21 protein-coding genes are annotated in these 21485 nt (G+C 71.5%); 14 read left to right on the top strand and 7 right to left on the bottom strand.

Annotated elements, in window-relative coordinates:
• The first annotated feature begins 83 nt into the window (after nucleotides 1–83).
• The 7 genes from SOM13_RS07105 to SOM13_RS07135 all read left to right on the top strand — a co-directional run bounded on the left by SOM13_RS07105 (nucleotide 84) and on the right by SOM13_RS07135 (nucleotide 7124).
• Complete coding sequence (locus tag SOM13_RS07105) at nucleotides 84–884, top strand: ABC transporter ATP-binding protein (protein WP_320479236.1); 801 nt, start codon at nucleotides 84–86, stop codon at nucleotides 882–884.
• On the top strand, nucleotides 881–2350 hold the full coding sequence (locus SOM13_RS07110; protein ID WP_320479237.1) for an ABC transporter permease: 1470 nt from the start codon (nucleotides 881–883) through the stop codon (nucleotides 2348–2350). Before SOM13_RS07105 ends, SOM13_RS07110 begins: the two co-directional genes overlap by 4 nt.
• 170 nt (nucleotides 2351–2520) lie before the next feature.
• Nucleotides 2521–4368 (top strand): alpha/beta hydrolase, encoded by a 1848-nt coding sequence (locus SOM13_RS07115; RefSeq protein ID WP_320479238.1) that lies wholly within the window; start codon nucleotides 2521–2523, stop codon nucleotides 4366–4368.
• A complete protein-coding gene (locus SOM13_RS07120; protein WP_192061263.1) occupies nucleotides 4368–5069 on the top strand; it encodes a hypothetical protein in 702 nt (233 codons plus the stop codon). The genes SOM13_RS07115 and SOM13_RS07120 overlap by 1 nt, the downstream gene beginning before the upstream one ends.
• A gap of 3 nt (nucleotides 5070–5072) precedes the next feature.
• Nucleotides 5073–5753: a hypothetical protein gene (locus SOM13_RS07125; RefSeq protein WP_320479239.1), complete on the top strand. Its 681-nt coding sequence runs from the start codon at nucleotides 5073–5075 to the stop codon at nucleotides 5751–5753.
• Nucleotides 5754–5900: 147 nt separating this feature from the next.
• Nucleotides 5901–6437, top strand: coding sequence for a hypothetical protein (locus tag SOM13_RS07130; RefSeq protein WP_320479240.1), 537 nt, complete (start codon nucleotides 5901–5903; stop codon nucleotides 6435–6437).
• A 33-nt stretch (nucleotides 6438–6470) separates the two neighbouring features.
• Nucleotides 6471–7124, top strand: a complete 654-nt coding sequence (locus SOM13_RS07135; protein ID WP_320479241.1) for a hypothetical protein — start codon at nucleotides 6471–6473, stop codon at nucleotides 7122–7124.
• Between the two features lie 19 nt (nucleotides 7125–7143).
• On the opposite strand, the gene SOM13_RS07140 is transcribed toward SOM13_RS07135, so the two are convergent.
• Nucleotides 7144–8223, bottom strand: a complete 1080-nt coding sequence (locus SOM13_RS07140; RefSeq protein WP_320479242.1) for a GTP-binding protein — start codon at nucleotides 8221–8223, stop codon at nucleotides 7144–7146.
• Nucleotides 8224–8286: 63 nt separating this feature from the next.
• Between SOM13_RS07140 and ykgO the strand changes: the two genes are divergently transcribed.
• Both ykgO and SOM13_RS07150 read left to right on the top strand, forming a co-directional pair.
• Nucleotides 8287–8409, top strand: a complete 123-nt coding sequence (gene ykgO / locus SOM13_RS07145) for a type B 50S ribosomal protein L36 (RefSeq protein WP_192061268.1) — start codon at nucleotides 8287–8289, stop codon at nucleotides 8407–8409.
• Nucleotides 8410–8458: 49 nt separating this feature from the next.
• Nucleotides 8459–8794, top strand: a complete 336-nt coding sequence (locus SOM13_RS07150) for a hypothetical protein (protein ID WP_192061269.1) — start codon at nucleotides 8459–8461, stop codon at nucleotides 8792–8794.
• An 83-nt stretch (nucleotides 8795–8877) separates the two neighbouring features.
• On the opposite strand, the gene SOM13_RS07155 is transcribed toward SOM13_RS07150, so the two are convergent.
• The 4 genes from SOM13_RS07155 to SOM13_RS07170 all read right to left on the bottom strand — a co-directional run bounded on the left by SOM13_RS07155 (nucleotide 8878) and on the right by SOM13_RS07170 (nucleotide 13613).
• Nucleotides 8878–10050, bottom strand: coding sequence for a zinc-binding alcohol dehydrogenase family protein (locus tag SOM13_RS07155; protein ID WP_320479243.1), 1173 nt, complete (start codon nucleotides 10048–10050; stop codon nucleotides 8878–8880).
• 297 nt (nucleotides 10051–10347) lie between these two features.
• On the bottom strand, nucleotides 10348–11967 hold the full coding sequence (locus SOM13_RS07160) for a PepSY domain-containing protein (RefSeq protein WP_320479244.1): 1620 nt from the start codon (nucleotides 11965–11967) through the stop codon (nucleotides 10348–10350).
• On the bottom strand, nucleotides 11964–12761 hold the full coding sequence (locus tag SOM13_RS07165; protein WP_320479245.1) for a YcnI family protein: 798 nt from the start codon (nucleotides 12759–12761) through the stop codon (nucleotides 11964–11966). Before SOM13_RS07165 ends, SOM13_RS07160 begins: the two co-directional genes overlap by 4 nt.
• 117 nt (nucleotides 12762–12878) lie before the next feature.
• Nucleotides 12879–13613: a hypothetical protein gene (locus SOM13_RS07170; RefSeq protein WP_320479246.1), complete on the bottom strand. Its 735-nt coding sequence runs from the start codon at nucleotides 13611–13613 to the stop codon at nucleotides 12879–12881.
• A gap of 303 nt (nucleotides 13614–13916) precedes the next feature.
• Between SOM13_RS07170 and SOM13_RS07175 the strand changes: the two genes are divergently transcribed.
• On the top strand, nucleotides 13917–14513 hold the full coding sequence (locus tag SOM13_RS07175; protein ID WP_192061274.1) for a hypothetical protein: 597 nt from the start codon (nucleotides 13917–13919) through the stop codon (nucleotides 14511–14513).
• Nucleotides 14514–15121: 608 nt separating this feature from the next.
• On the opposite strand, the gene SOM13_RS07180 is transcribed toward SOM13_RS07175, so the two are convergent.
• Together SOM13_RS07180 and SOM13_RS07185 are read right to left on the bottom strand one after the other, a co-directional pair.
• A complete protein-coding gene (locus tag SOM13_RS07180; protein ID WP_192061275.1) occupies nucleotides 15122–16171 on the bottom strand; it encodes a TerC family protein in 1050 nt (349 codons plus the stop codon).
• A gap of 186 nt (nucleotides 16172–16357) precedes the next feature.
• Nucleotides 16358–16843, bottom strand: coding sequence for an SRPBCC family protein (locus SOM13_RS07185; protein WP_320479247.1), 486 nt, complete (start codon nucleotides 16841–16843; stop codon nucleotides 16358–16360).
• Between the two features lie 224 nt (nucleotides 16844–17067).
• Between SOM13_RS07185 and SOM13_RS07190 the strand changes: the two genes are divergently transcribed.
• The 4 genes from SOM13_RS07190 (at nucleotide 17068) to SOM13_RS07205 (ending at nucleotide 21345) form a co-directional block, all read left to right on the top strand.
• Nucleotides 17068–17883: a sugar phosphate isomerase/epimerase family protein gene (locus tag SOM13_RS07190; protein WP_192061277.1), complete on the top strand. Its 816-nt coding sequence runs from the start codon at nucleotides 17068–17070 to the stop codon at nucleotides 17881–17883.
• Nucleotides 17884–17972: 89 nt separating this feature from the next.
• The gene (locus tag SOM13_RS07195) at nucleotides 17973–19046 is read left to right on the top strand and encodes a Gfo/Idh/MocA family oxidoreductase (protein ID WP_308196262.1); all 1074 of its coding nucleotides are present in this window, start codon (nucleotides 17973–17975) and stop codon (nucleotides 19044–19046) included.
• 242 nt (nucleotides 19047–19288) lie between these two features.
• Entirely contained in the window at nucleotides 19289–20647 is a 1359-nt protein-coding gene (locus SOM13_RS07200; protein WP_320479248.1) for an MFS transporter, read from the top strand.
• A 77-nt stretch (nucleotides 20648–20724) separates the two neighbouring features.
• On the top strand, nucleotides 20725–21345 hold the full coding sequence (locus SOM13_RS07205; RefSeq protein WP_320479249.1) for a DUF1992 domain-containing protein: 621 nt from the start codon (nucleotides 20725–20727) through the stop codon (nucleotides 21343–21345).
• Nucleotides 21346–21485 lie beyond the last annotated feature (140 nt).

The following is a 21485-nucleotide window of genomic DNA, read 5'->3' on the forward strand; positions in this document are numbered from 1 at the left end:
CCTCCGCGCCGGTCTCGACCCGCGCCTCCTCGCCGGTGCCGACCCGCGCCTCCTCGACCCCTCTCTCCGACAGGACCCCCCTCATGACCCACCCCGCAGCCCACCCCGCAGCCCACCCCGCCACCCCCACCAGCCGAGGAGGCGCGGCGCCCGTCGCCCGCGTCGAGAACGTCACGAAGTCGTTCGGCCTCGGCGACGGCCGCGTCGACGCTCTGCGAGACGTGTCGCTCGACCTCCGCGCCGGGCAGTTCACCGCCGTGATGGGCCCGAGCGGCTCGGGCAAGTCGACGCTCATGCACATCACCGCCGGGCTCGACCAGGCGACCTCGGGCCGGGTGATGCTCGGCGACACCGACATCACGCGCCTCGACGACACCCAGCTGACGCTGCTGCGCCGCCGCCGGATCGGCTTCGTCTTCCAGGCGTTCAACCTCGTGCCCACGCTCGACGTGTCGGCCAACATCGAGCTGCCGTTCCGGCTCGACGGCCGCCGCGCCTCCGTCGAGGAGCGCGCCTGGATCGACTGGCTCGTCGGCACCCTCGGCCTCGACTCGCGTCTGACGCACCGGCCGCACCAGCTCTCGGGCGGACAGCAGCAGCGCGTCGCGATCGCCCGCGCGCTCGCCACCCGGCCCGATCTGATCTTCGCCGACGAGCCCACGGGCAACCTCGACTCGAAGGCCGGCCGCGACGTGCTCGAGGTGCTGCGCACCGCCTCGCGCGACCACGGCCAGAGCATCGCCATGGTCACCCACGACCCCGTCGCGGCGAGCTACGCCGACCGCGTGGTGTTCCTCGCCGACGGACGCATCGTGCACGAGGTCGGCGCCAGCACGCCGGCCGAGATCTCGCAGGTCATGCTCGAGCTGGAGCGTGACGCGTGAGCGCCGCGACGGTCGACCGCGCCGGTGCCCGCGGCTCTGCGCCCACCGGAGCCCGCGCCGCAGCCCGCTCCGCCCTCCGCGGCCAGCTGCTCGAGCACCGCCCCAGCGTGCTCGTCGCCGCGCTCGGCACCACGTTCGGCGTCGCCCTGCTCTCGGTGTCGCACGTCTTCGAGCAGCTGATCGCGTCCGACCCGGCGGTCGCGGCCAGCGGCACCGTGTCGACGATGCTCGATCTCGTCGCGTCGGTCTTCGTCGGTCTGGCCCTCTACGTCGGCGCGATCGTGACGGCGAACACCTTCACCACGGTGGTCGCCGGTCGCACGCCCACGATCGCCCTGATGCGCCTGCTCGGCTCGTCGGCCCGAGACCAGCGTCGGGTCGTCGCCCGCGAGGGGCTCGTCGTCGGCGTCGCCGGTGCGCTGATCGGCGTCGTCGTCGGCACCCTGCTGGTCGTCGTCGCCGTCGGCGTGCTGGTGGCCCGCGGCACCCTGCCCGACCTCGACTACTCGTTCGTCTCGGTCGGCGGCCTCGTGCCGGCCGTCGCCGTCGTCGCGACCACGGTCGCCGCCGCCTGGATCGGCTCGCGTCGCGTGCTGCAGGTCACCCCGCTGCAGGCCACGGGCGTCGTGCAGGAGGAGCCGGTCGGCTCGCGCCCCCGCCGGGTGCTCCGCACGGTGCTGGCGGCGCTGCTCGTCGTCGGGGGCGGCGTGCTGCTGCTCGCCGGGGTGCTCATGGGGCTCGCGAACGAGGCCGGCGTGCTCGTCGCCTTCGTCGGCGGGGTCCTCTCCTTCTCGGGTGTCGTCGTCGGCGCCCACACGGTGATGCCCGCCGGGCTCGCCGCGGTCGGCCGCCTGTTCGGCTCGGGTCAGGTGGCGCGCCTGGCCGCCGAGAACGCCGTGCGTCAGCCCGAGCGCAGCACCCGGGCGACGATCGGCATCGTGATCGGCGTGACCCTGGTGACGACGATGTCGGTGGCGCTCGAGACGCTCCGCAGCTTCATCGGCAGCATCCAGCAGGACCCTGCCTACGCGGCCGAGCTCGACACCATGTTCACGACGACGCTGCTCGTCATGGCGGGCCTCGTCGGCTTCTCGGCCGTGATCGCCGCGGTCGGCATGGTGAACGACATGTCGCTCAGCGTGCTGCAGCGGCGGCGCGAGCTGGGGCTGCTGCGCGCCGTCGGGTCGACGGTGGGCCAGATCCGCGGGATGATCCTGCTCGAGGCGGCGCAGATGGCCGTCACGGCGATCGTCGTCGGGGTCGTGCTCGGCACCGTCTACGGCTGGGCCGGGGCGCAGTCGCTGCTCGGGGCCGCCAACCAGGGGATGCTGATCGCGCCGACGCTGCCCGTGCCGCTGCTCGTCGGGCTGGCGCTGACGGCAGCGGTGCTGGCCGGGGTGGCGGCGCTCGTGCCGGCTCGCCGGGCGACCTCGGTGACCCCGGTCGAGGCGCTCGCCGCCCGCTGAGCCGCGCCGCGCCTCCTCGGCTCGCACTGCACCCCGTTTTCGGCGCTGCACCCCGATAGATGCGGGTGCAGCGCCGGGAACGGGGTGTCGCAGGAGGCGCGGGGACGCGGGCGAGGACCGTGTAGGTTCTGAGGCACAGACAAGTGGGTTCACACGGGGGTGTGGTGGGCATGACGACGATCGAGTTCGACGATGGCGCGGCCGATGCGTTGATCGCTGCGGCGGACGGGGCGTCGAGCGACCTGGGTGAGCAAGCGTTCACGAACCGGTTCTCGGTCGAGGGCGTGGTGGCGGACTTCAAGGGCGCGTACGCGACTCTCTTCACGCAAGCCAACATCGTGCGATCCGAGGACACGCTGTCGTTGACTGGTGTGCTCACAGACCTGATGACTGCCGTGGGTGAGTCCAGGCGACAGGCTGACGACGAGCGTCAGCGTCTCTCCGACCTGTCTGACTGGAAGAAGCGAGAGGCCGAGCGCGAACGTCAGCGTGGATCTGGTGATGTGCTCCAGGAGTCTTCGGCGTTCGTCTCGGAGCTCGTCGACCGAAGACCGTCGGAAGTTCCGATCAGGGCGACGCCCATCTCCGTTGCCTACAGCGCCCGCGAGCGAAACCGCACACGTGGCGGTGCGTCCGGTGGAACCTCGTCAGCTGATCCAGACGTGCTGCGGACCTTCGTCGGCATGAGTCGAGCTTCCGATCTGAGCACGGCTCAGCACGTGATCCAGATGAAGAACGCTTGGACGCGTTTCGCGTCGGCATGCTCATGGGTGCCCATCGAGTCGTCGACGGTGATCACGAGTCTCGACACCCTCATGGCAGAGAACGCACTGGACGCGACCTGGATCGAGGGGATCGCGGCGGAGTTCGATGCGGCGGGCGGCGCGTCACTGCCCGACCTGCGGCTGGATGGAGTGGTCATCACCGCCGCTTCACCGGCACTCACCAAACTGCTGCAGCCCGGTCTCACCCCTGCTGAGGTCGCCGAGGCGTACGCGCTGCTGCCGCAGTCAGACGCATACATTGAAGGATTTCCGCTCGTTGCTCAGTACTTCCTGGCCAACCTGGACGGCGTCCCTGCGGTCTCGCGGGACGTTGCCTCCCGTGCCGTTCTGGATGCCGCCGTCGCGAATCCAGAAGCGGTAGCGCAGTTGATGGGAATCGTGCCGGACGGGCCGCTGGCCGAGCAGGACTTCGAGGAGCAGGTTGTCGCGCTGAGGAAGGCGGTGGACCAGGCCGACCTAACGGCGAAAGAACTGCTCGGGCAGGATGGCGCCTCGAGCATTGCGCAGCTTGTCGGTTTTGGTGTGCACGACGGGGCCGTCGTGGCCGCCATCTCGCTTGGCGACCTTGACACCGCTTCCAACGTAACCGTGAACGTCCCAGGGATGAAATCGAACGCGGGGGAGATGAAGTCGGCGTTGACGGCAGCGGATGAGCTGGTCCGAGCCGCTGTGAGAGGGAACCCGGACGCTAGCTATGCCGTCGTCTCGTGGATGGGCTACAACTCGCCTAGTGAATTCGAAGTGGCGTCTCCCGCTCGTGCGTTGTCCGGGGCAGCCGAACTTGCGTCGTTCATGGACGGCCTGCATGACAGTCGTGCCGACGTCCCGGCGGACTCATACTCCGTCATGGCCCACTCATACGGTTCGACGACGACGTCGGAGGCATTGCTGCTGACCCAGCATCGTGTCGACTCGTTCATCTCCTACGGTTCCGTGGGGTTGACGAACGAAGCGACGGTCTATGACCTCAACGCCGATGAGGTCTATGCGACTCAGGCCTGGGGAGACGGGCTCGCGCCTGTCGGGCTGGCTCTCGGTCTCGGTACGCGAACGAACCCGACGATCCTCGACGGTGTGCACGTATTCTCGTCCGGGGCCGGACCGGGTACCGAGGCTGTGACGCAGCATGACATGTTCTTGGATTCCGGGTCCGACCAGAACGGGTACCTCTCGGCGGACACGACATCCCTCAAGACCATCTCGCAGATCGTCGCTAATGGAAGACCGGACTGATGAACGAAGTCAAGAACCAACGCCTGCATCATGTCGCCGCGTTGGTGGCGACGATCCTGGTGCTCGTGACGACAGGCTGCGGGACGAACGCGAAGAACGGAGATGACGTGGTGAGACAGGGTGGACGGGACGCCGCCGGGTTGACGCAGGCAGAGGTCGCCGGGATGTCGCTGGAAGACGAGTTCGGGTTGGCATCGGAGCGGTACGTCAAGATGCAGGGCCTGCTCGAGGAGGCGCAGCTACAGATCTCAGACGGCTCGTGGGTCTGGATCGGTGGTGATGTGCTCCCGGTCATGGGTGGGGCCAATGCGTACGGTGAGGCGCCTGAGGGTGCCAACGAGGACAACAGCTACTACGTCCGTACCAGCCGAAACGTCAAACTGAAGGGGACGACGGGCGAGCGTGCCGATCTCGATCCGATGATCCAGTACTTCGACGAGAAGGGCTGGGAGTCGGGCAGCATGAAGATCGGCCGGAACTTCGAGGCCAGGGCCGACACCGGTGACGGGTGGTGGGTCATGTACACGGTTCGACCTAACGGGCAGTACACGGTGGATGTGTACAGCGAGGTGTTCTGGACGAACGACTCGAGTGAGCTGCGTCTGGCGATCGGCAAGCGGGACGTGACACCGTTTCCGCGCGAGTCTGTGCCGGGCGAATACGAACTATTCCCCTCGTGGAGCGATCCGGTTCAGCCTTAGTTCATGATCAGACCTGGGGGTGTTCTTCGAGCCGTAGTGCTGTCAGTGGTGACGGTGCTCGCGGTGGCGGGGTGCGCCTCCGGGGCGGGGTCGACAGGCGAGGATGCACGGGACGCGGCGGGGTTGACGCAGGCAGAGGTCGCTGGGATGTCGCTGGAGGACGAGTTCGGGTTGGCTGCGGACCGGTATTCGGAGATCGAGTCCGTGCTCGAAGAGGCGCAGCTGCAGGTGTCGGATGATGCGTGGCGGTGGAACGGCGGGGATGTGCTGCCGAGCGCGGGCGGTCCGGGGTCGTTCGGTGAGCCATTACCGGGGGCCGATGGTGACAACAGCTATTACTTCCGTGTGGGTCGGACGCTTCGGCCGGAGGGTGCCAGTGGTGCGGTCGCTGGTCTCGAGCCGATGAGCTCGTACTTCGATGAGAAGGGGTGGAAGTACGGCACCCGCGAGAGCGGCACGAAAAGCGAGGTGCGCGCTGACACGGGTGATGGGTGGTGGCTGACGTACACGGTGCGTGACAACGGGCAGTACTTGTTGGTCGTGTATAGCGAGCTGTACTGGACGAACGACGCGGGCGAGTTGCGACTAGCGATCGGCAAGCGGGACGTGACTCCGTTCCCTGAGGAGTCCGTGCCGGGCGAGCATGAGCCTTTCCCCACGTGGAGCGACCCGGTTCAGCCGTAGATCGTGACGCGACCTGGGGGTGTTCTTCGAGCTGTGGTGCTGTCAGTGGTGATGGTGCTCGCGGTGGCGGGGTGCGCCTCCGGGGAGAGGTCGGCGAGCGAGGATGCACGGGATGCCGCGGGGATGACTCAGTCGGAGGTGGCTGGGATGACGCTGGAGGACGAGTTCGGGCTGGCGGCTGAGCGGTATGTCGAGATGCAGGGCGTGCTCGAGGAGGCGCAGGTGCAGCTCTCGGACGGCTCATGGTTCTGGAACGGTGGTGACGTGCTTCCTGTCGCAGCGGGGGCCGACGCGTTCGGCGAGGCGCTGCCTGGTGCGGACGATGACAACTCGTACTTCTTCACAGCGGGGAGGATTCTCGAGCCGGAGGGTGCCGAGGGTGAGCGGGCGGATCTCGATCCGATGATCGCGTATTTCGACGAGAAGGGCTGGGAGTCGGGTAGTCGCGAGATCGGCCGCAATTTCGAGGCGAGAGCCGACAGCGGTGACGGGTGGTGGGTCACCTATACGGTTCGTCCGAACGGCCAGTACTCCCTCGCCGTGTACAGCGAGCCGTTCTGGACGAACGACTCGCGTGCGTTGTTCTCGGCGATCGCCGATCGTGACCCGGCCGATTTCCCGCAGGAGTCCGTGCCGGGTGAGTACTCGCCGTTCCCGTCGTGGAGCGATCCGGTTCAGCCGTAGATCATGATCAGATTTGGGGGTGTTCTTCGAGCCGTGGTGCTGTCGGTGGTGGCGGTGTTCGCGGTGGCGGGGTGCACCTCCGGGGCGGGATCTGCCGTCGGCGGCGAGCCTCGCGATGCGGCAGGGTTGACGCAGGCAGAGGTGGCGGAGCTGTCGCTGGAGGAGGAGTTCGGGCTCGCGGCTAAGCGGTACTCGGAGATCGAGTCCGTGCTCGACGAGGCGCAGCTGCAGGTGTCGGATGATGCGTGGCGGTGGAACGGCGGGGATGTGCTGCCGAGCGCGGGCGGTCCGGGGTCGTTCGGTGAGCCATTACCGGGGGCCGATGGTGACAAGAGCTATTACTTCCGTGTGGGTCGGACGCTTCGGCCGGAGGGTGCCAGTGGTGCGGTCGCCAATCTCGAGCCGATGAGCTCGTACTTCGATGAGAAGGGCTGGAAGTACGGCACCCGCGAGAGTGACACGAAGAGCGAGGTGCGCGCCGACACCGGTGATGGGTGGTGGCTGACGTACACGGTGCGTGACAACGGGCAGTACTCGTTGGTCGTGTATAGCGAGCTGTACTGGACGAACGACGCGGGCGAGTTGCGACTAGCGATCGGCAAGCGGGACGTGACTCCGTTCCCTGAGGAGTCCCTGCCGGGCGAGCATGAGCCTTTCCCCACGTGGAGCGACCCGGTGCAGCCGTAGACCCCGCCCTACCTCGGCCTCAGCCGGCGGCCCAGACCGGGAACGGGTCGACGAAGTCCCGCCATTCGGCCGGATCCCGCAGCAGTTCGGCGTCGCTCAGGAGGCACGAGTCGAGCTCACGACGGATCGTCGCCACGTCGAGATCCAGACCGAAGAACGCGATCTGCTGACCGTGCGGCGAGTCGGGGTGCCACGACGGACTCGACGTGGGGTCGAGGCTCAGCATCTGCCCGACGCTCGACCACGACCCGACCCGGTCGCACCGCGTGGCGAACTGGGTGAACCCGCGCGATCGCAGCACCGTCCCCACGGCCCCCGGCGCGAAGGTGCGCTCGACGACGGCGGCGAGGCGCTCGGGGTGGAACGGGCGCTCGTCGCGGTAGACGTAGGTCGTGATCGTCCCGTCGTGGGCGAGGTCGGGGGTGTGCTCCGAGAGGGCCTGCATCCAGCCGGCTGCGCTGCCGAGGTGCGCCGCGCCTCCTCGGGTCGCCAAGGAGGTGCGGGTCACCTCGTCGACGGGCAGCACCGCCGCCTCGGGTGCGAGCCTCGCCAGCAGCCGCTCGAGCGTCCGGCGGTCGGCGGCGGGCACGGCGTCCGTGTCGGCGAGGGCGACGACGGTTGCGTACTCGACCAGTTCGACGACGTGCTCGGCGGCGCGGAACCGGTCGTCGACACCGCCCAGCACCAGCTCGGCGAGGTCGACCGCGCTGACGACGGAGACGACGTGCTGCAACAGCGACCGGCCGTCGGGCAGCCCCAGATCGGCGTCGAGCAGCGCGCCGAGCATCAGCCCGGTGGGCCGCAGCGGGGTGCCGGGTTCGACCGAGGCGACGATGTCGACCGCGGCGCCGTCGTGGGCGAGGTCGAGCGCGAGGCGGTGGACGGTGTCGACGGCGGTGTGCGGGTCGGGACTGGGGCCTAGGTCGGGGTCGAGGTCGGGTCGGGGCTCGGGCTGGCGCTCGCGCTCGGTGGAGAGTCGTCGGCTGGCGGGGCCGGCGAGCTCGTCGGCGAGGCGTCCGACGAGGGCTGGGCTCTGGCCGCCGACGAGGACGACTCCCCGGTGTCGCGAGAGCCGAGGGGTGGGCAGCGGTTCGATCATGCCCCTAAGCTAAGTGATAACTGTTCTCAGTAACAAGCTGGGGACGCTGATGAAGGAGGCACGGTGAAGGTCCGCAACTCGCTCAAGGCTCTGAAGGCGATCCCGGGGTCGCAGGTGGTGCGCCGCCGCGGCCGCGTGTACGTGATCAACAAGAAGAACCCCCGGTGGAACACGCGACAGGGGTGAGTGCTGCCGAGGTCTCCGGTGTCGGAGGTCTCGCCTAGCGTCGGCTCGCATGGGAGTCCAGTCGTCGTTCGTCAACGCCGCCGCCGCGCTCGCGAAGCGGCCGCACGAGCATCCTTATGCGATCCCGCCCATGCCGGGAGGGCAGGGGCTCTGGCTGATCCGGCAGGGTGCGGCTGCGCCGCTCGGCTTCGTCAGGATGCGCCCGGTGCTCGGGGGGTACGCGTTCGACGTCTACGCGCACTGCCGTGACGACGGCGGGCGCCGCCCCTGGCTGCACACTGCGGGGAGCCTCGACTCGGCGGTCGCCTGGGCGGTGCAGCACGACCGCGAGATCCGCGCGCTGATCGCCCGCTGTGCCCCCGAGCCCGACGTCTGGCCGGCGTGAGTGAGCACCGGTGGACGCGCGCCAGCACCTTCGCCCCGCGGTGAGTGCGGTGTCGGCTCGACCCGCGCCTCCTCGGCCCGGCTCTACAGGCGGACGACGAGCTTCTGCGCCGAGACGCCGGCCCGCTGGCGGTCGACCGCGCCCTGGATCGCGGCGAGTCCTTCTCCGGTGACCAGCGCCTCCGGCATCGGACGCAGCGAACCGTCGGCGAGACCGCGGGGCAGCACCTCGCCCCAGAGCCGCTCGCCGAGGTCGTCGTCGCGCAGGCTGCTGCCCCAGATGAACCGCGCCGTCACCCCCGCCTGCCGCGCGGCCAGCGCCGAGCGCGCCGTCGCCAGCCCGAGGCGCGCGAAGGTCGGCAGGGCCGACGGGATGAGCCTCCGGCCGGCCGCGACCTCGGCGAGCGACACGGGGGTGCTCGCGATCGCGAGGCGCGTCCCTCCTGTGCGGGCCAGCAGGCGGATGCACGCCTCGGTCGAGCCGGCGCCGATCGCGACCGCCCCCGCGACGGTGCGACCCGCGATCACCGCGACGAGCTTGTCGACCACCTCGGGGTCGCGGTAGTCGTAGACGTGGGTCGCTCCGAGCTCCCGCACGGTCTCGGCGTTCACGGCCGACGCGGTGCTCAGCACGTCGTAGCCGGCCGCCGTCGCCAGCTGCACCGCGTTCATCCCGACGCTCGACGAGCCGCCCCAGACGACGACGACCTCGCGCTCGGCCGGCGCCGCGCCTCCGCGGGTGGGTGAGGGGTCGCGTTCGGCCTGCGCCGCGCCTCCTCGGGATGTCGGCGGGAGTCGCAGCCCCAGGTGCCGCTCCTGGAACAGCGCGCACGCCGCGGTCGACACCCCGAGCGGCAGCACCGCGGCCCGCTCGAACGACAGCCCGTCGGGGATCACCGTCGTCAGCCGCTCGAGCAGCGCCGTGTAGTGCTGGAACGCCCCCTCACGCGTCGAATCGCGACCCTTGTCGGTGCCGGTCGCCAGCCCCGCGACCCGGTCGCCGACCACGAGCCGCGTCACATTCGAGCCGATCGCGACCACCTCGCCCGCGACGTCCGTGCCGAGCACCGCGGGATGCGCGAGCCAGCGGTACGTCAGCTGGCCGGTGCCCTGCACCACCCAGTCGAGCGGGTTCACGGCGACGACGCGCACCCGGACGACCACCTCGTCGGGAGCCGGCTCGGGCAGGGCGGCCGGGCCGACCTCGAACGGGGTGCGCGGTGAGCGCAGGAACGCGGCGGTGTTCGTGCGGGGCATGCTCGGTCCTGACGTCGAGGGTGCGCGGGGGTGCGCGGGGGCGCGGGGTGGTCGGGTGCACGGGTTGTCGGGTACAGCATGGCGCGCCTGCCGGGGTGTGCAAATCGCGACCGTTCCGGCGGTTCGGGGCGTCATAGCCCGGTTCTTCGCAGTGCGTGAGCGTGCACAGGTCGGGTTCGGCCCGCCGGAGCAGCCGCGCGCGGTCGCGATTTGCACAGATCCGGGCGGCGGCGGTCGCGACCCGCGCCTCCTCGAGTCGTCAGCGCTGCGCCGAGCCGAGGAGGCGCGGGTCGGGGATCAGTGCCGACTCGCCATCCAGAGCGCGTCGCCGACCACGAACACGACCAGCGACACCCCGAGCAACGGCAGGAACAGCGCCAGCACTCCTCCGACCGCGAGCACCAGCGCGACACCCCACCACGGCGCACGCGTCAGCGCCCCGGCCGGCGCAGCACCCACCCGCGCACCGCGCGTCGGCCGCCGCTTCCACCACATGAGGTACCCGAACACGACCATCGCCGCGATGCCGAGCGCCGTGACGGCGAGCAGCAGCTGATTCGCCAGGCCGAACATCGAGCCCATGTGGGTGTCGACTCCCCAGCGCGCGAGCTTCGCCATGATCGGGTAGTCGGCGAAGTCGGTGCGTCCGACCACCTCGAGCGTCGACCCGTCCACCGCCACGGCGTCGACCTCGGTCGGGAAGCTGCGCTGGATCTCGGTGACCGTCCAGGCGCTCGCGGCGTCGGCGGGCGGCTTGATCTCGACCAGTCCGGTGTTCACGTTGACGGTCCGGGCGACGGCGAGCACGGCGTCGAAGTCGGCGGGATCCGCGTCGGCGACCGGCGCCTCCTCGGCTCCGTGGTGTCCGGCGTGCGGGTCGGCCGCGACATCGGCCGCGTCCGCCGCAGACGACCCGGACCCCGACCCGGCCCCAGCACCCGACTCCGCACCGTCAGCGGGCAGCGCCGTCGTCAGCGCGGGGTTCGACCAGCTGAGCGCCGACCGCAACCCGGTCACGTTCTCGCCCGCGAACTGCGACCACGTGATGCCCGTCGCCGAGAGGAACAGCGCCCCGACGAGCAGCCAGATCCCCGTCGACGCATGCCACGAGAAGATGCGACGGTAACCGGTCGAACCGGTCTCAGGCCGCAGCATGCCGCGTCGTGCCCGGGCGCGATCCGCCGGACGCGCCCGCCGACGGGCCGCCCGCCACCGCACCAGCCACAGCGCCCCGCCCGCGACGACGACTACGCCGAGCCAGCTGGCGGCCAGCTCGCTGTACAGCCGACCGGCGTCGCCGAGCCCGAGACTGCGGTGGAAGTCGCTCACCGCGGTCCGCAGCGGCAGCGCCCCGCTCGTCCCGTACACCGGCAGATCGCCCCGCACCTCGGCGGTCGCCGGGTCGACGAAGATCGCCCGGGTCTGACTCTCGATCAGGTCGTCGCCCGTGAACATGACCCGCGTCGTGTCGCCCGCCTCGGGAGCGGGCCGCACCGCGACCAGCGCCCCGTCGTCGCCCACCACCCGCTCGGCGGCCTCGATCTGGTCGGCGAGCGGCAGCGCGGGTGCCTCGGCGCTCGCAGCAGGCACCGTGAGCTCGTCGGCGTACACGACCCGCTCGATCGACGGGGTCAGCGCGTAGGCGGCCCCGGTCAGCGCCGCCACGAGGATGAACGGCCCGACCAGCACCCCCGCGAAGAAGTGCAGCCGCAGCAGCATCGGCGCGAACCAGCCGCGGCGCGGTGCGGCAGGGCGCGAAGCCGAGGAGGTGCGGGTCGCGTCGGCCGCGGAGCCCCCGTCCGTCGAGTGGTCCGTCGCGACCGCCTCGGAGTCGCGGGGTGACTGCGGGGGCCGACCCGCGCCTCCTCGGCTCCCCGCGATGTCCGGTGCGGCGGTGTCGTGCGTGGGGCCGCTCATCGACGGGCCTCCTGCTGGCGACGGAGGCCGATGGTCAGCAGCACGACGGCGACGACCCCGACGGCGAGACCGGCGAGCCCGAGCAGACGGGCGGTGTCGTCGACCGGCGCGGCGGAGGTGGCGTCGGAGGCGGTGGCCGTCGTGGCCGACCCGTCCGCCGAGTCCGTCGCGCCCGCGCCTGAGGCGGCGTCCGTCAGCACCAGCGCGGGCGCCGGTTCGTCCGGCTCGGGGTCGTCGGGGTCGGAGGAGGGCAGCTCGCTCCACGCGTACGACCCCGACTCGCAGGTCTGCACGGTCGGGAACGCGACGAGGTCGCCCGCCTGCCCGTCGACCGGCAGCAGCGCCGAGATCTCGACCGTGTCGCGGAACCCGTCGGGCAGCGGGGTGTCGGCCGTGTACGTCACGGTCGTCGCCTCGAGCACGGTCGGGTCGGCGGGCGGGGCGGACTCGGTGATGGTCCAGCCGGGCTTCACGGTGGGGGTGACCGACTGGACGCCGGCGGGCAGCTCGATCGCGAGCGAGGTCGTCGGCGAGCCCTCGCAGCCGTGCCCGACGGCGAAGGTCAGCACGCTGAGCGTGGCCGGCGCGGTCGACGAGGACTCGAGCTCGACGTGCGCCGAGGCCGACATCGGGATGCCGACGGCGAGGGCGAGCCCGGCGGCGCCGGCGACGAGCGCCGCGGCGAACGGACGGGAGCGGGATGCCGAGGAGGCGCGGGAGGCGCGGGCGGTTCGGGCGGTTCGGGCGACGGAGTCGAGATGAGAGTCGTGGCGGTTCTGGGTGCGCGAGCGCATGGCGGAGCGGGTCCTTCGAACGGGCGGGGTGATCCCCGGGGTGCGGTCGTCCGGCGCGGCCGCACCCGGACGGGGCGGCGGCACGCCGGGACCACGCGAGTCAGGCGACCCGCGCGGTCAGTGGGCGAGCACCCCGACCGGAGGGCCCCGCAGCCCCCGCGTCGTGCCGAGCAGCGACGACGCCCGGCGGCAGGCGGCCCAGACGGACTCCCTGACGAGGCGGTGTCGACGACGGACCAGCGCGACCGGATCGACGAGCGCCGTGATCGCCGACGCGAGCGCCGCGACCAGAGCGGTGATCAGCGCCGTGACGAGGCGACCGAGGTGCGACGTCGCGATCGCGGTGCCGACCGTGACGGCGACGCTGCGAGCCAGCTGTCGCACGGCCGAGGCCCCGAGACGCAGCGCGATGATCGTGACGACGCCCGCGACGACGTGCGCCCAGAGCATCGTCCCCGATGGCATGGCGCCCATGTCTCCGGATGCGGCCGCCACGTCGGGCATCGTGACGAGGTGCGCGTGCGCGCCGTGACCGGTGGACCCGGCCGAGGAGGCGCTGGTCGGGTCGACGCCGACCGAACCGTGCCCGAGCGAGCCGTGCCCGAGCGAGCCGTGCCCGACCGAGCCGTGCCCGAGCGAGAAGACGACGTGCAGCAGCCCCTGCAGCAGGCCGATCGCGACGACGAGGTTCGGCAGGGCGACGCGGCGACCGCCGGCGGCGAAGCAGCCGAGCACGCCTGCGACGAACACGAGCGCGAGGAGGAGCGGCGGCGGGAACGCGCCCCCGCCGAGCGAGTGGGCGGTCGCCGTGACGAGCACCCCGACCGAGGTGGACAGGACGGCACGCAGCATGCGTTCCTGTCGAGCCAGCACGTCGCCTCCCAGCGGTCGAGACAACGGTACCCGAGCGCTCCTGCCGGCCCGCGCCTCCTGCACCATCGGCGTGCTGCGCGCCCCTGCGGCGGGTTCGTGTCCTCCGCGGCGGGTCAGCGCTGACCCGCCCCCGATGACACCGACCCGCCGCACCCGCGCAGGCACCCGCCCCCGATGACATCGACCCGCCGCACCCGTGTCTGCACCCGCGCAGGCACCCGCCCCCGATGACACCGACCCGCCGCACCCTCCCGTTCCGGGCCAGCCCGCTAGGGTCCCCTCATGAGCACGACGACGCGTGCGACCCGCCGCCCCCTCGACCCGCCGCGCAGCACGTCCGAGGGGCGCCTCCGCCGTGCCGCCCTGTGGCAGCTCCTGCTGCCGGTCGTCCTGATGGGTCTCTACGCGCCGGCGAGGTTGCTCGACGACGACCGCACCCCCGCCGATCTGCTCCTGTGGGGCATGCTCGTCTGCCTCGCCGGCCTCTTCATCACGCAGCTCGTCGAGTTCCGGCAGGTCGGCGCCTGGCGCACCCTTCCCGTCGAGCCGGGCGAGCGGATGCTGTGGGGGACGTCCGCCGCGTGGATCCTCCCGACCGGTGGTGCGGGTCACCCGGGCTCGTTCGCCCTGTCCGACCGGCGCCTGCGGTACGTGCCCGGTCCGACCGCGCGCCTCCGGGGGACGGCACCCGCCGAATGGCCCGTCGCGCGCCTCCTGAGCGTGGCCGTCAGCCCGGTCGACCACCGCCGCCGGCTCCGAGGAGGCGCGTGGGTCGTCATCGAGATCGCCGACGCCGATCCCGTGACCGTCCTCACCCCCGAGCCGCACGCGGTCGCCGCCGAGCTGCACGAGCAGCTGCTCCGCACCCGCGCCCGCTGACCCGCGCCTCCTGCCCGGCCATCCCGCCACCGCGCCAGGAGCTGGACAAGACGCCACTCTCAAACCCGGCGTCGTGTCCACAACCTGGCGTGCTGGCGGCGCGGCCCGCCCGCACCGGCCGACCCGCGCCTCCTGCCCGGCCATCCCGCCACCGTCTCGACACCCCGCCACCGTTTCTCGTGGCGGGGTGTCGAGTCCGTGGCGGCGTGGCCCGCCCAGCGCCACCGCGCCAGGAGATGGACACGACGCCACTCTTAAACCCGGCGTCGTGTCCACAACCTGGCGTGCTGGCGGCGTGGCCCGCCCGCGCCTGCCGACCCGCGCCTCCTGCACCATCGGCATGCTGCGCCCGCCGCCCCTGCGGCGGGTTCGTGTCCTCCGCGGCGGGTCAGCGCTGACCCGCCCCCGATGACACCGACCCGCCGCACCCTCCCGTTCCCGCCCAGCGCCACCGCGCCAGAAGATGGACACGACGCCACTCTTAAACCCGGCGTCGTGTCCACAACCTGGCGTGCTGGCGGCGCCACGCACCCCGCACACACGAAGGAGGCGCGGTGCCGGCACCAGCCGACCCGCGCCTCCTCGGCGTCACGGGATCACGAGCGGGGTCAGTGGCGACCCGCACCCTTGTCGTTCGCGTCGTCGGTGGCACGCGTGACCGGCTCGCCCTCGACGGTCGCGCGGTCGTTCTTGTTCTTGTCGCCGCGGGTCTTCGCGAGGCTGGCGACCGTCGCGACCGTGATGGTCGCGCCGATGAAGAGCAGCGAGAACCAGATCGGGATCTCGGGCACCGCGAGGATCGGCTCGCCGCCGTTGATGAAAGGCACCTCGTTGACGTGCAGGGCGTGGAAGACGAGCTTCACGCCGATGAACGCGAGGATGACGGCGAGACCCTGCGACAGGTACACGAGACGCTCGAGCAGACCGCCGATCAGGAAGTACAGCTGGCGCAGACCCATCAGCGCGAAGGCGTTGGCGGTGAAGACGATGTACGCCTCATTGGTCAGACCGTAGATCGCGGGGATCGAGTCGAGCGCGAACACCAGGTCGACGAAGCCGATGGCGATGACGCAGAGCAGCAGCGGGGTGACGAAGCGCTTGCCCGAGATCTTGACGGTGAACTTGTCACCGTTGAAGTCGTCGTGCACCGGCAGGATGCGGCGCGCGATGCGGACGAACATGTTGTCGGCGGCGTTCCCGCCGTGGTCGCCCTTGAGCTGCTGGTAGGCGAGCACGAACAGGAGCGCACCGAAGATGTAGAAGACCCACGAGAAGTTCTCGATCAGGGCGGCGCCGGCGGCGATGAAGCCCGCGCGCATGATGAGCGCGATGACGATGCCGATCATCAGCACCTTCTGCTGGTACATCCGCGGGATGGCGAACCCGGTCATGATCAGCAGGAACACGAAGAGGTTGTCGATCGACAGCGCCTTCTCGGTCAGGTAGCCGGCGAAGTACTCGCCGCCGTAGCCCCAGCCGTTCGTGACGCCGATGCCGACGCCGAACAGCAGCGCCAGGCCGATGTAGAAGGCCGACCAGCGGGCGGACTCGCCGATCGTGGGCTCGTGCGGCTTGCGCACATGGGTGAAGAACTCGTAGACGAAGAAGGCGATCGTCACCGCGATGGTGATGAGCCAGGTGGTCAGCGATATGTTCACGGGGTTGGGCTCCGGGTTTCGGGCTGGGGCTGTGAGGCGCGTTGGCGGTCGGTGAGCAGGGTTGCGTCGACCGTCGGGATGACTCCCGAGACGAATCTACGTGAGAGTCCGCTGTGGGCGTGCCGCCAAGCAGCCGCCACGCTCCTGTGAAGCTGCAGAGCGTGCAAAGTCCTGGTCAGGCCGCGATCAGCGCTCGACGCCCACGCGGTCGAGCTCGGCGCCGATGCCCGTCAGTACGCGGGTCATGTAGGGCCCCCAGGCGAAGCGCACGATGCCGCGCACGATCGCCCCCGCGCCCGGTTTCGCGGTGAACGAGTATCGCCAGCGCACGCGCGTCCCGTCGCCGTCGGGCATGTAGCGCCAGGCGGCCCGGCCGCCCGAGACGAGCTTCTCGAGCGGCCCGCGGAAGTCGGTCAGGTCGTAGATGAAGAGCGAGGGCGTGTCGACCCGGGTGACGGTCTCGCGCACCGACCCGCCGCCCGAGAGCTCGAGGAGGCGCGTCTGACCGGGTGCGTCCCACCCGCCGGTCTGCCCGTGCACGGCCTGCACCTCGGGCAGCGGTCCCCACTTCGGGTAGAAGCCCACGGGGTCGAGCGGGGTGCCGATCTCCCAGGCGCGGTGCAGCGGCGCGGTGGTCGTGATCTCGCGGGTGGCGCTCGCGGTGGTCGTCATGCCCGGTGGTTCGGAGTCGCGGCCCGGATCGGCAGGAGGCGCGGTGCGAGCGGGTGCAGGAGGCGCGGTGCAGCCGACCCGCGCCTCCTCGGCTCTGCACCCGCGCCTCCTCGGCTGCGAAAACCGGCCGCCGATGATCGAACACCTTTTGCATGTGCGTCGACAGAAGTAGTTGAATGGTGTCCGGCGTTCACATCGGACCACCGGAACGAAGGAGTATCCCCATGAGCAGCTCACCCTCAGTCCAGCTCTACAGCGTGCGCGACGCGATCTCCGCCGACCTGCCGGGCAGTGTCGCCCGTCTGGCCGAGATCGGCTTCACGAAGGTCGAGCCGTACGGCTTCGCCGACAACCCCACCGACATCGCCGCCGCGCTGACCGCGGCCGGTGTCACGGCGCCGACCGGTCACAGCGCCGTGATCGACGCCGACGACTCGCAGCGCGTCTTCGACGCCGCGAAGGAGATCGGTCTCGAGACCGTCATCGACCCGTTCATCCCGAGCGACCGCTGGCAGACCGCCGACGACGTCAAGGCGATCGCCGAGCGCGTCAACGTGCTCGCCGACGAGGCCGCCGGTCACGGGCTCCGCTTCGGGTACCACAACCACCAGTGGGAGTTCACGAACAAGGTCGACGGCCGCCCCGTCTACGACCTCTTCGTCGAGCTGCTCTCGCCCTCCGTCGTGCTCGAGCTCGACACCTTCTGGGCCACCGTCGGCGGCGCCGACACCCCCGCCGTGCTGAAGTCGCTCGGCGACCGCGTTCAGTTCCTGCACATCAAGGACGGCAAGGTCAGCGGCGACATCGCCACGGCCCTGCCGAGCAGCGAGAGCGCACTGATCGTGCCGGAGGCGCTGGCCGCCGCATTCGAGAACCAGACCCCGGCCGGGCAGGGCGACGTCGATGTGCGCGCGATCCTCGCCGCCGCACCGCACGCCCTCCGGGTCGTCGAGTTCGACGCCTACTCGGGCGACGTGTTCGAGGGCATCGCCGCGTCGTACGCGTGGCTCGCCGAGAACGACACGGAGGCCACCGCGTGAGCGCCGCATCCGCCTCCTCGTCCGCCGCCGCCGCCTCCTCGTCGGCCTCGTCGGCCGCCCGCGGTTCGGGGCCCGTCGGCGTCGGCGTCATCGGCGCGGGTGTCATCAGCGGCACCTACCTCGAGAACATGACGAAGTTCGCCGACCTGAAGGTGCTCTTCGTCGCCGACCTCGACCTCGATCGCGCTCGCAGCCAGGCCGAGACGTACGGCGTGCCCGGGCACGGCACGGTCGACGAGCTGCTCGCGATCGACGAGATCGAGATCGTCGTCAACCTGACCATCCCGGCCGTGCACGCCGAGGTCGGTCGTCAGATCATCGCCGCCGGCAAGAACGTGTGGAGCGAGAAGCCCCTGGCCCTCGACCACCAGTCGGGCAGCGACCTGCTGGCTGCGGCCGACGCCGCCGGCGTGCGCGTCGCGTGCGCACCCGACACGGTGCTCGGCGCCGGCATCCAGTCGGCCATGCGGGCCATCGCCCGCGGCGACATCGGCGAGCCGCTCTCGGCGACGACGATGTTCCACGTGCCCGGCCCCGAGTCGTGGCACCCCAACCCCGACTTCCTGTTCGCCGTCGGCGCGGGCCCCCTGTTCGACATGGGTCCGTACTACGTCAGCACGCTGGTGCACGCCTTCGGCTCGGCCAGCAGGGTGAGCGCCGTGTCGTCGAAGTCGTTCGACACGCGCACCATCGGCAGCGGTCCGCGTGCCGGGCAGACGTTCCCCGTCGAGGTGCCGACGCACCACGCGGCCCTGATCCAGTTCGAGGGCGGGCAGTCGGCGCAGTCGACCTTCTCGTTCCAGAACGCGCTGCCCCGGGCGGGCTTCGTCGAGATCAGCGGCACCGAGGGCACCATCGTGCTGCCCGACCCGAACATGTTCGAGGGCGACTCGACGCTCTGGCGCTTCGGCCACGACGAGCCCGAGACGCTCACCGCCGTCGGGTCGACGTACGGTCGGGGGTCGGGCGTGCTCGACCTGGCCCGGGCGATCCGCGGGGGCGAGAGCGAGCGGGCCAGCGGCGCGGTCGCGGCGCACGTGCTCGACGTGCTGCTCGCCGTGTCGGAGGCGGCCGAGAGCGGCGCCGTCGTCGACGTGGCGTCGAGCGTGGCGAAGCCCGCGCCCCTGCCCGAGAGCTGGGACCCTGCGGCCGCGACGCTCTAGCCGCAGCCGGTCCGCGCCTCCCGACCCGCGCCTCCTCGGCCTGCGTCGCGACGGCGCGTGCCCATGAACCCCGTTCGCGAAGATGAACCACGATATATCGCGGTTCATCTTCGCGAACGGGGTTCTTCGCCGCTAATGTACGTTCGTACACAGCGCGCTACCCCGCGCCCCCGCACCCCGCACCCCGCACCCCGCACCCCCACCCCGCACCCCGCACCCGCACCCCGCACCCGGAAGCCCCCATGAGCACGACGACGTCTCGACCCCCGGTCCCTCGCGACATCCAGCGTGCGCGCTGGGCGGTGTCGCTGCTGTTCCTGACGAACGGCGCGATCTTCGCGAACCTGCTGCCGCGGTACCCGGCGATCAAAGACGGGCTCGGGCTGTCGAACGCCGAGTTCGGGGTGGCCGTGGCGGCGTTCCCGCTCGGGGCGATCGTGGCCGGGCTGGCGGCGGGGCTGCTGATCCGCAGGTTCCGGTCGTCGCGGGTCGCCGTGGTCGGCACGATCATCACCGGTCTCGGAGTCCTCACCGCAGGTGTCGCGCCGTCGTGGGCGCTGCTGGCCGCGGGTCTCTTCCTCGCCGGAGCGATGGACGCCATCACCGACGTCGCCCAGAACTCGCACGGCCTGCGGGTGCAGCGGCGCTACGGGCGATCGATCCTCAACTCGTTCCACGCCGCGTGGAGCGTCGGAGCCGTCATCGGCGGCCTGATGGGCGGTGCGGCCGCGGGGCTCGGCATCCCCACCCCCGTGCACCTGTCGGTCTCGGCCGCGCTGTTCTGCGTCGTCGCGCTGCTCTCGTACCGCTCGATGCTCGCCGGCCCCGAGCCGACCGACGAGAGCGAGGCGGCAGACGCCGAGGCATCCGACACGAGCGCAGCCGACGGCCGGGCAGCCGGCACGGGCGCGGCGAACACCGGAGCGACGAGCGCCGCAGCAGCCGAGGAGGCGCGGGTCGAGTCGAACCCGTCCGTCGCGTCGGTCGCCGCGGTCGCCGGCCGCTCCGCCCTCCGCTTCGGCACGGTGGCCGTGCTGGCCGCCCTCGTGCTCGTCTCCATGGGCGCGGCCATCGTCGAGGACGCCGGCAACACCTGGGCCGCCGTCTACCTCTCGGGCTCGCTGGGGGCGAGCATCACGATCGCGTCGCTCGGATTCGTGTCGCTCGCGGGCATGCAGCTGATCGGCCGGCTGGTCGGCGACGTCATGGTCGACCGGCTGGGGCAGCGCACCGTCGCCCGGATCGGCGGCGTGCTGGTCGCGGTCGGCACGGGGCTCGCGTTGGCGTTCCCGTCGATCCCCGGCACGATCATCGGCTTCGGTGCGGCCGGTTTCGGCGTGGCGACGCTCATCCCCGGAGCGATGCATGCCGCCGACCAGCTGCCCGGCTTCCGTCGTGGCACCGGTCTGACGCTGCTGAGCTGGCTGATGCGTCTCGGGTTCCTGTTCTCGCCGCCGCTGGTGGGGCTGATCGCCGATGCGACCTCGCTGCGCTGGGGTCTGCTCGTCATGCCGGCCGCCGGAGTGATCGTGCTGCTCCTCGCCGGAGTGCTCGCGCGGCGGGTGCCCCATGGGGCCGCCGTCCACGACCCCCGGGCCTGACCCGCGCCTCCTCGGCGTCCCCCGACCCGCGCCTCCTCGGCGTCCCGGTTCAGGAGGCGCGGCGTACTCTCGCGCGCATGGAACGGCGAACCGAACCCGGCGATGCAGGAGGCGCGGGTCGGGCAGGAGGCGCGGCGAACGACCCCCGCGTGGCCGCGGCCCGCTACCGCACCGACGGCGCGGCTCCCGCCGCCGACGCTCCGACCGACAACCGCACCGCGGCCGAGATGCGCGCCTGGGCCCGCACGGCCATCGACCAGGCGATCGCGCGCGGCGACTTCGACGACCTGCCGCTGGCCGGCAAGCCGCTGCCCGGTCTGGCCGGTGACACGGTCGACCCCGACTGGTGGATCCGGGGCCTGATCGAGAGGGAGGGGCTGACCGGGCTCGCGCCTCCTGCGCTGTCGTTGCGGACGGAGCACGCGTCGTTCGAGCAGACCCTCGACGGGCTGTTCGCCGAGGCCGCGGTGCGTGCGCACGTCGACGACTACAACGCGCGGATCGTCGAGGCGCGGCGGCAGCTGCGCGGCGGACCTCCCGTGGTGACGCCGACGCGCGACGTCGACGCCGAGGTGCTGGCCTGGCACCGGCGGCGCGCCGAGCGTCGTGCGCGCGAGGCCGCGGAGGTGCTACCGCCCCCGCCGTCGTGGCGCGAGCGCCGGGCCCTCCGCCGAGAGCTTCGCCGCCGCCGCGCGTAGCCCCGCTGCGCGCCAGCCCCGCTCCGCGCCCGCCCCGCGCTCTGCGCCCGCCCCGCTCTCCGGCAGCCCCGCGCTCCGTACCTCCCAAGGGGTTCGGCGGGTTCCCGTCATCCTCGGCGGGTCAGCGCTGACCCGCCCCC

This window comes from Frigoribacterium sp. CFBP9030 (assembly GCF_034045195.1).
In the GTDB taxonomy this organism is placed as follows: Bacteria; Actinomycetota; Actinomycetes; order Actinomycetales; family Microbacteriaceae; genus Frigoribacterium.

Coding starts and splice junctions, on each gene's coding strand:
- SOM13_RS07150 (WP_192061269.1), top strand. CDS start 8,459: ATGGGAGTCCAGTCGTCGTTCGTCAACGCCGCCGCCGCGCTCGCGAAG.
- SOM13_RS07105 (WP_320479236.1), top strand. CDS start 84: ATGACCCACCCCGCAGCCCACCCCGCAGCCCACCCCGCCACCCCCACC.
- SOM13_RS07115 (WP_320479238.1), top strand. CDS start 2,521: ATGACGACGATCGAGTTCGACGATGGCGCGGCCGATGCGTTGATCGCT.
- SOM13_RS07160 (WP_320479244.1), bottom strand. CDS start 11,967: ATGAGCGGCCCCACGCACGACACCGCCGCACCGGACATCGCGGGGAGC.
- SOM13_RS07200 (WP_320479248.1), top strand. CDS start 19,289: ATGAGCACGACGACGTCTCGACCCCCGGTCCCTCGCGACATCCAGCGT.
- SOM13_RS07120 (WP_192061263.1), top strand. CDS start 4,368: ATGAACGAAGTCAAGAACCAACGCCTGCATCATGTCGCCGCGTTGGTG.
- SOM13_RS07175 (WP_192061274.1), top strand. CDS start 13,917: ATGAGCACGACGACGCGTGCGACCCGCCGCCCCCTCGACCCGCCGCGC.
- SOM13_RS07190 (WP_192061277.1), top strand. CDS start 17,068: ATGAGCAGCTCACCCTCAGTCCAGCTCTACAGCGTGCGCGACGCGATC.
- SOM13_RS07170 (WP_320479246.1), bottom strand. CDS start 13,613: ATGCTGCGTGCCGTCCTGTCCACCTCGGTCGGGGTGCTCGTCACGGCG.
- SOM13_RS07140 (WP_320479242.1), bottom strand. CDS start 8,223: ATGATCGAACCGCTGCCCACCCCTCGGCTCTCGCGACACCGGGGAGTC.
- SOM13_RS07205 (WP_320479249.1), top strand. CDS start 20,725: ATGGAACGGCGAACCGAACCCGGCGATGCAGGAGGCGCGGGTCGGGCA.
- SOM13_RS07125 (WP_320479239.1), top strand. CDS start 5,073: ATGATCAGACCTGGGGGTGTTCTTCGAGCCGTAGTGCTGTCAGTGGTG.
- SOM13_RS07185 (WP_320479247.1), bottom strand. CDS start 16,843: ATGACGACCACCGCGAGCGCCACCCGCGAGATCACGACCACCGCGCCG.
- SOM13_RS07155 (WP_320479243.1), bottom strand. CDS start 10,050: ATGCCCCGCACGAACACCGCCGCGTTCCTGCGCTCACCGCGCACCCCG.
- SOM13_RS07130 (WP_320479240.1), top strand. CDS start 5,901: ATGACGCTGGAGGACGAGTTCGGGCTGGCGGCTGAGCGGTATGTCGAG.
- SOM13_RS07165 (WP_320479245.1), bottom strand. CDS start 12,761: ATGCGCTCGCGCACCCAGAACCGCCACGACTCTCATCTCGACTCCGTC.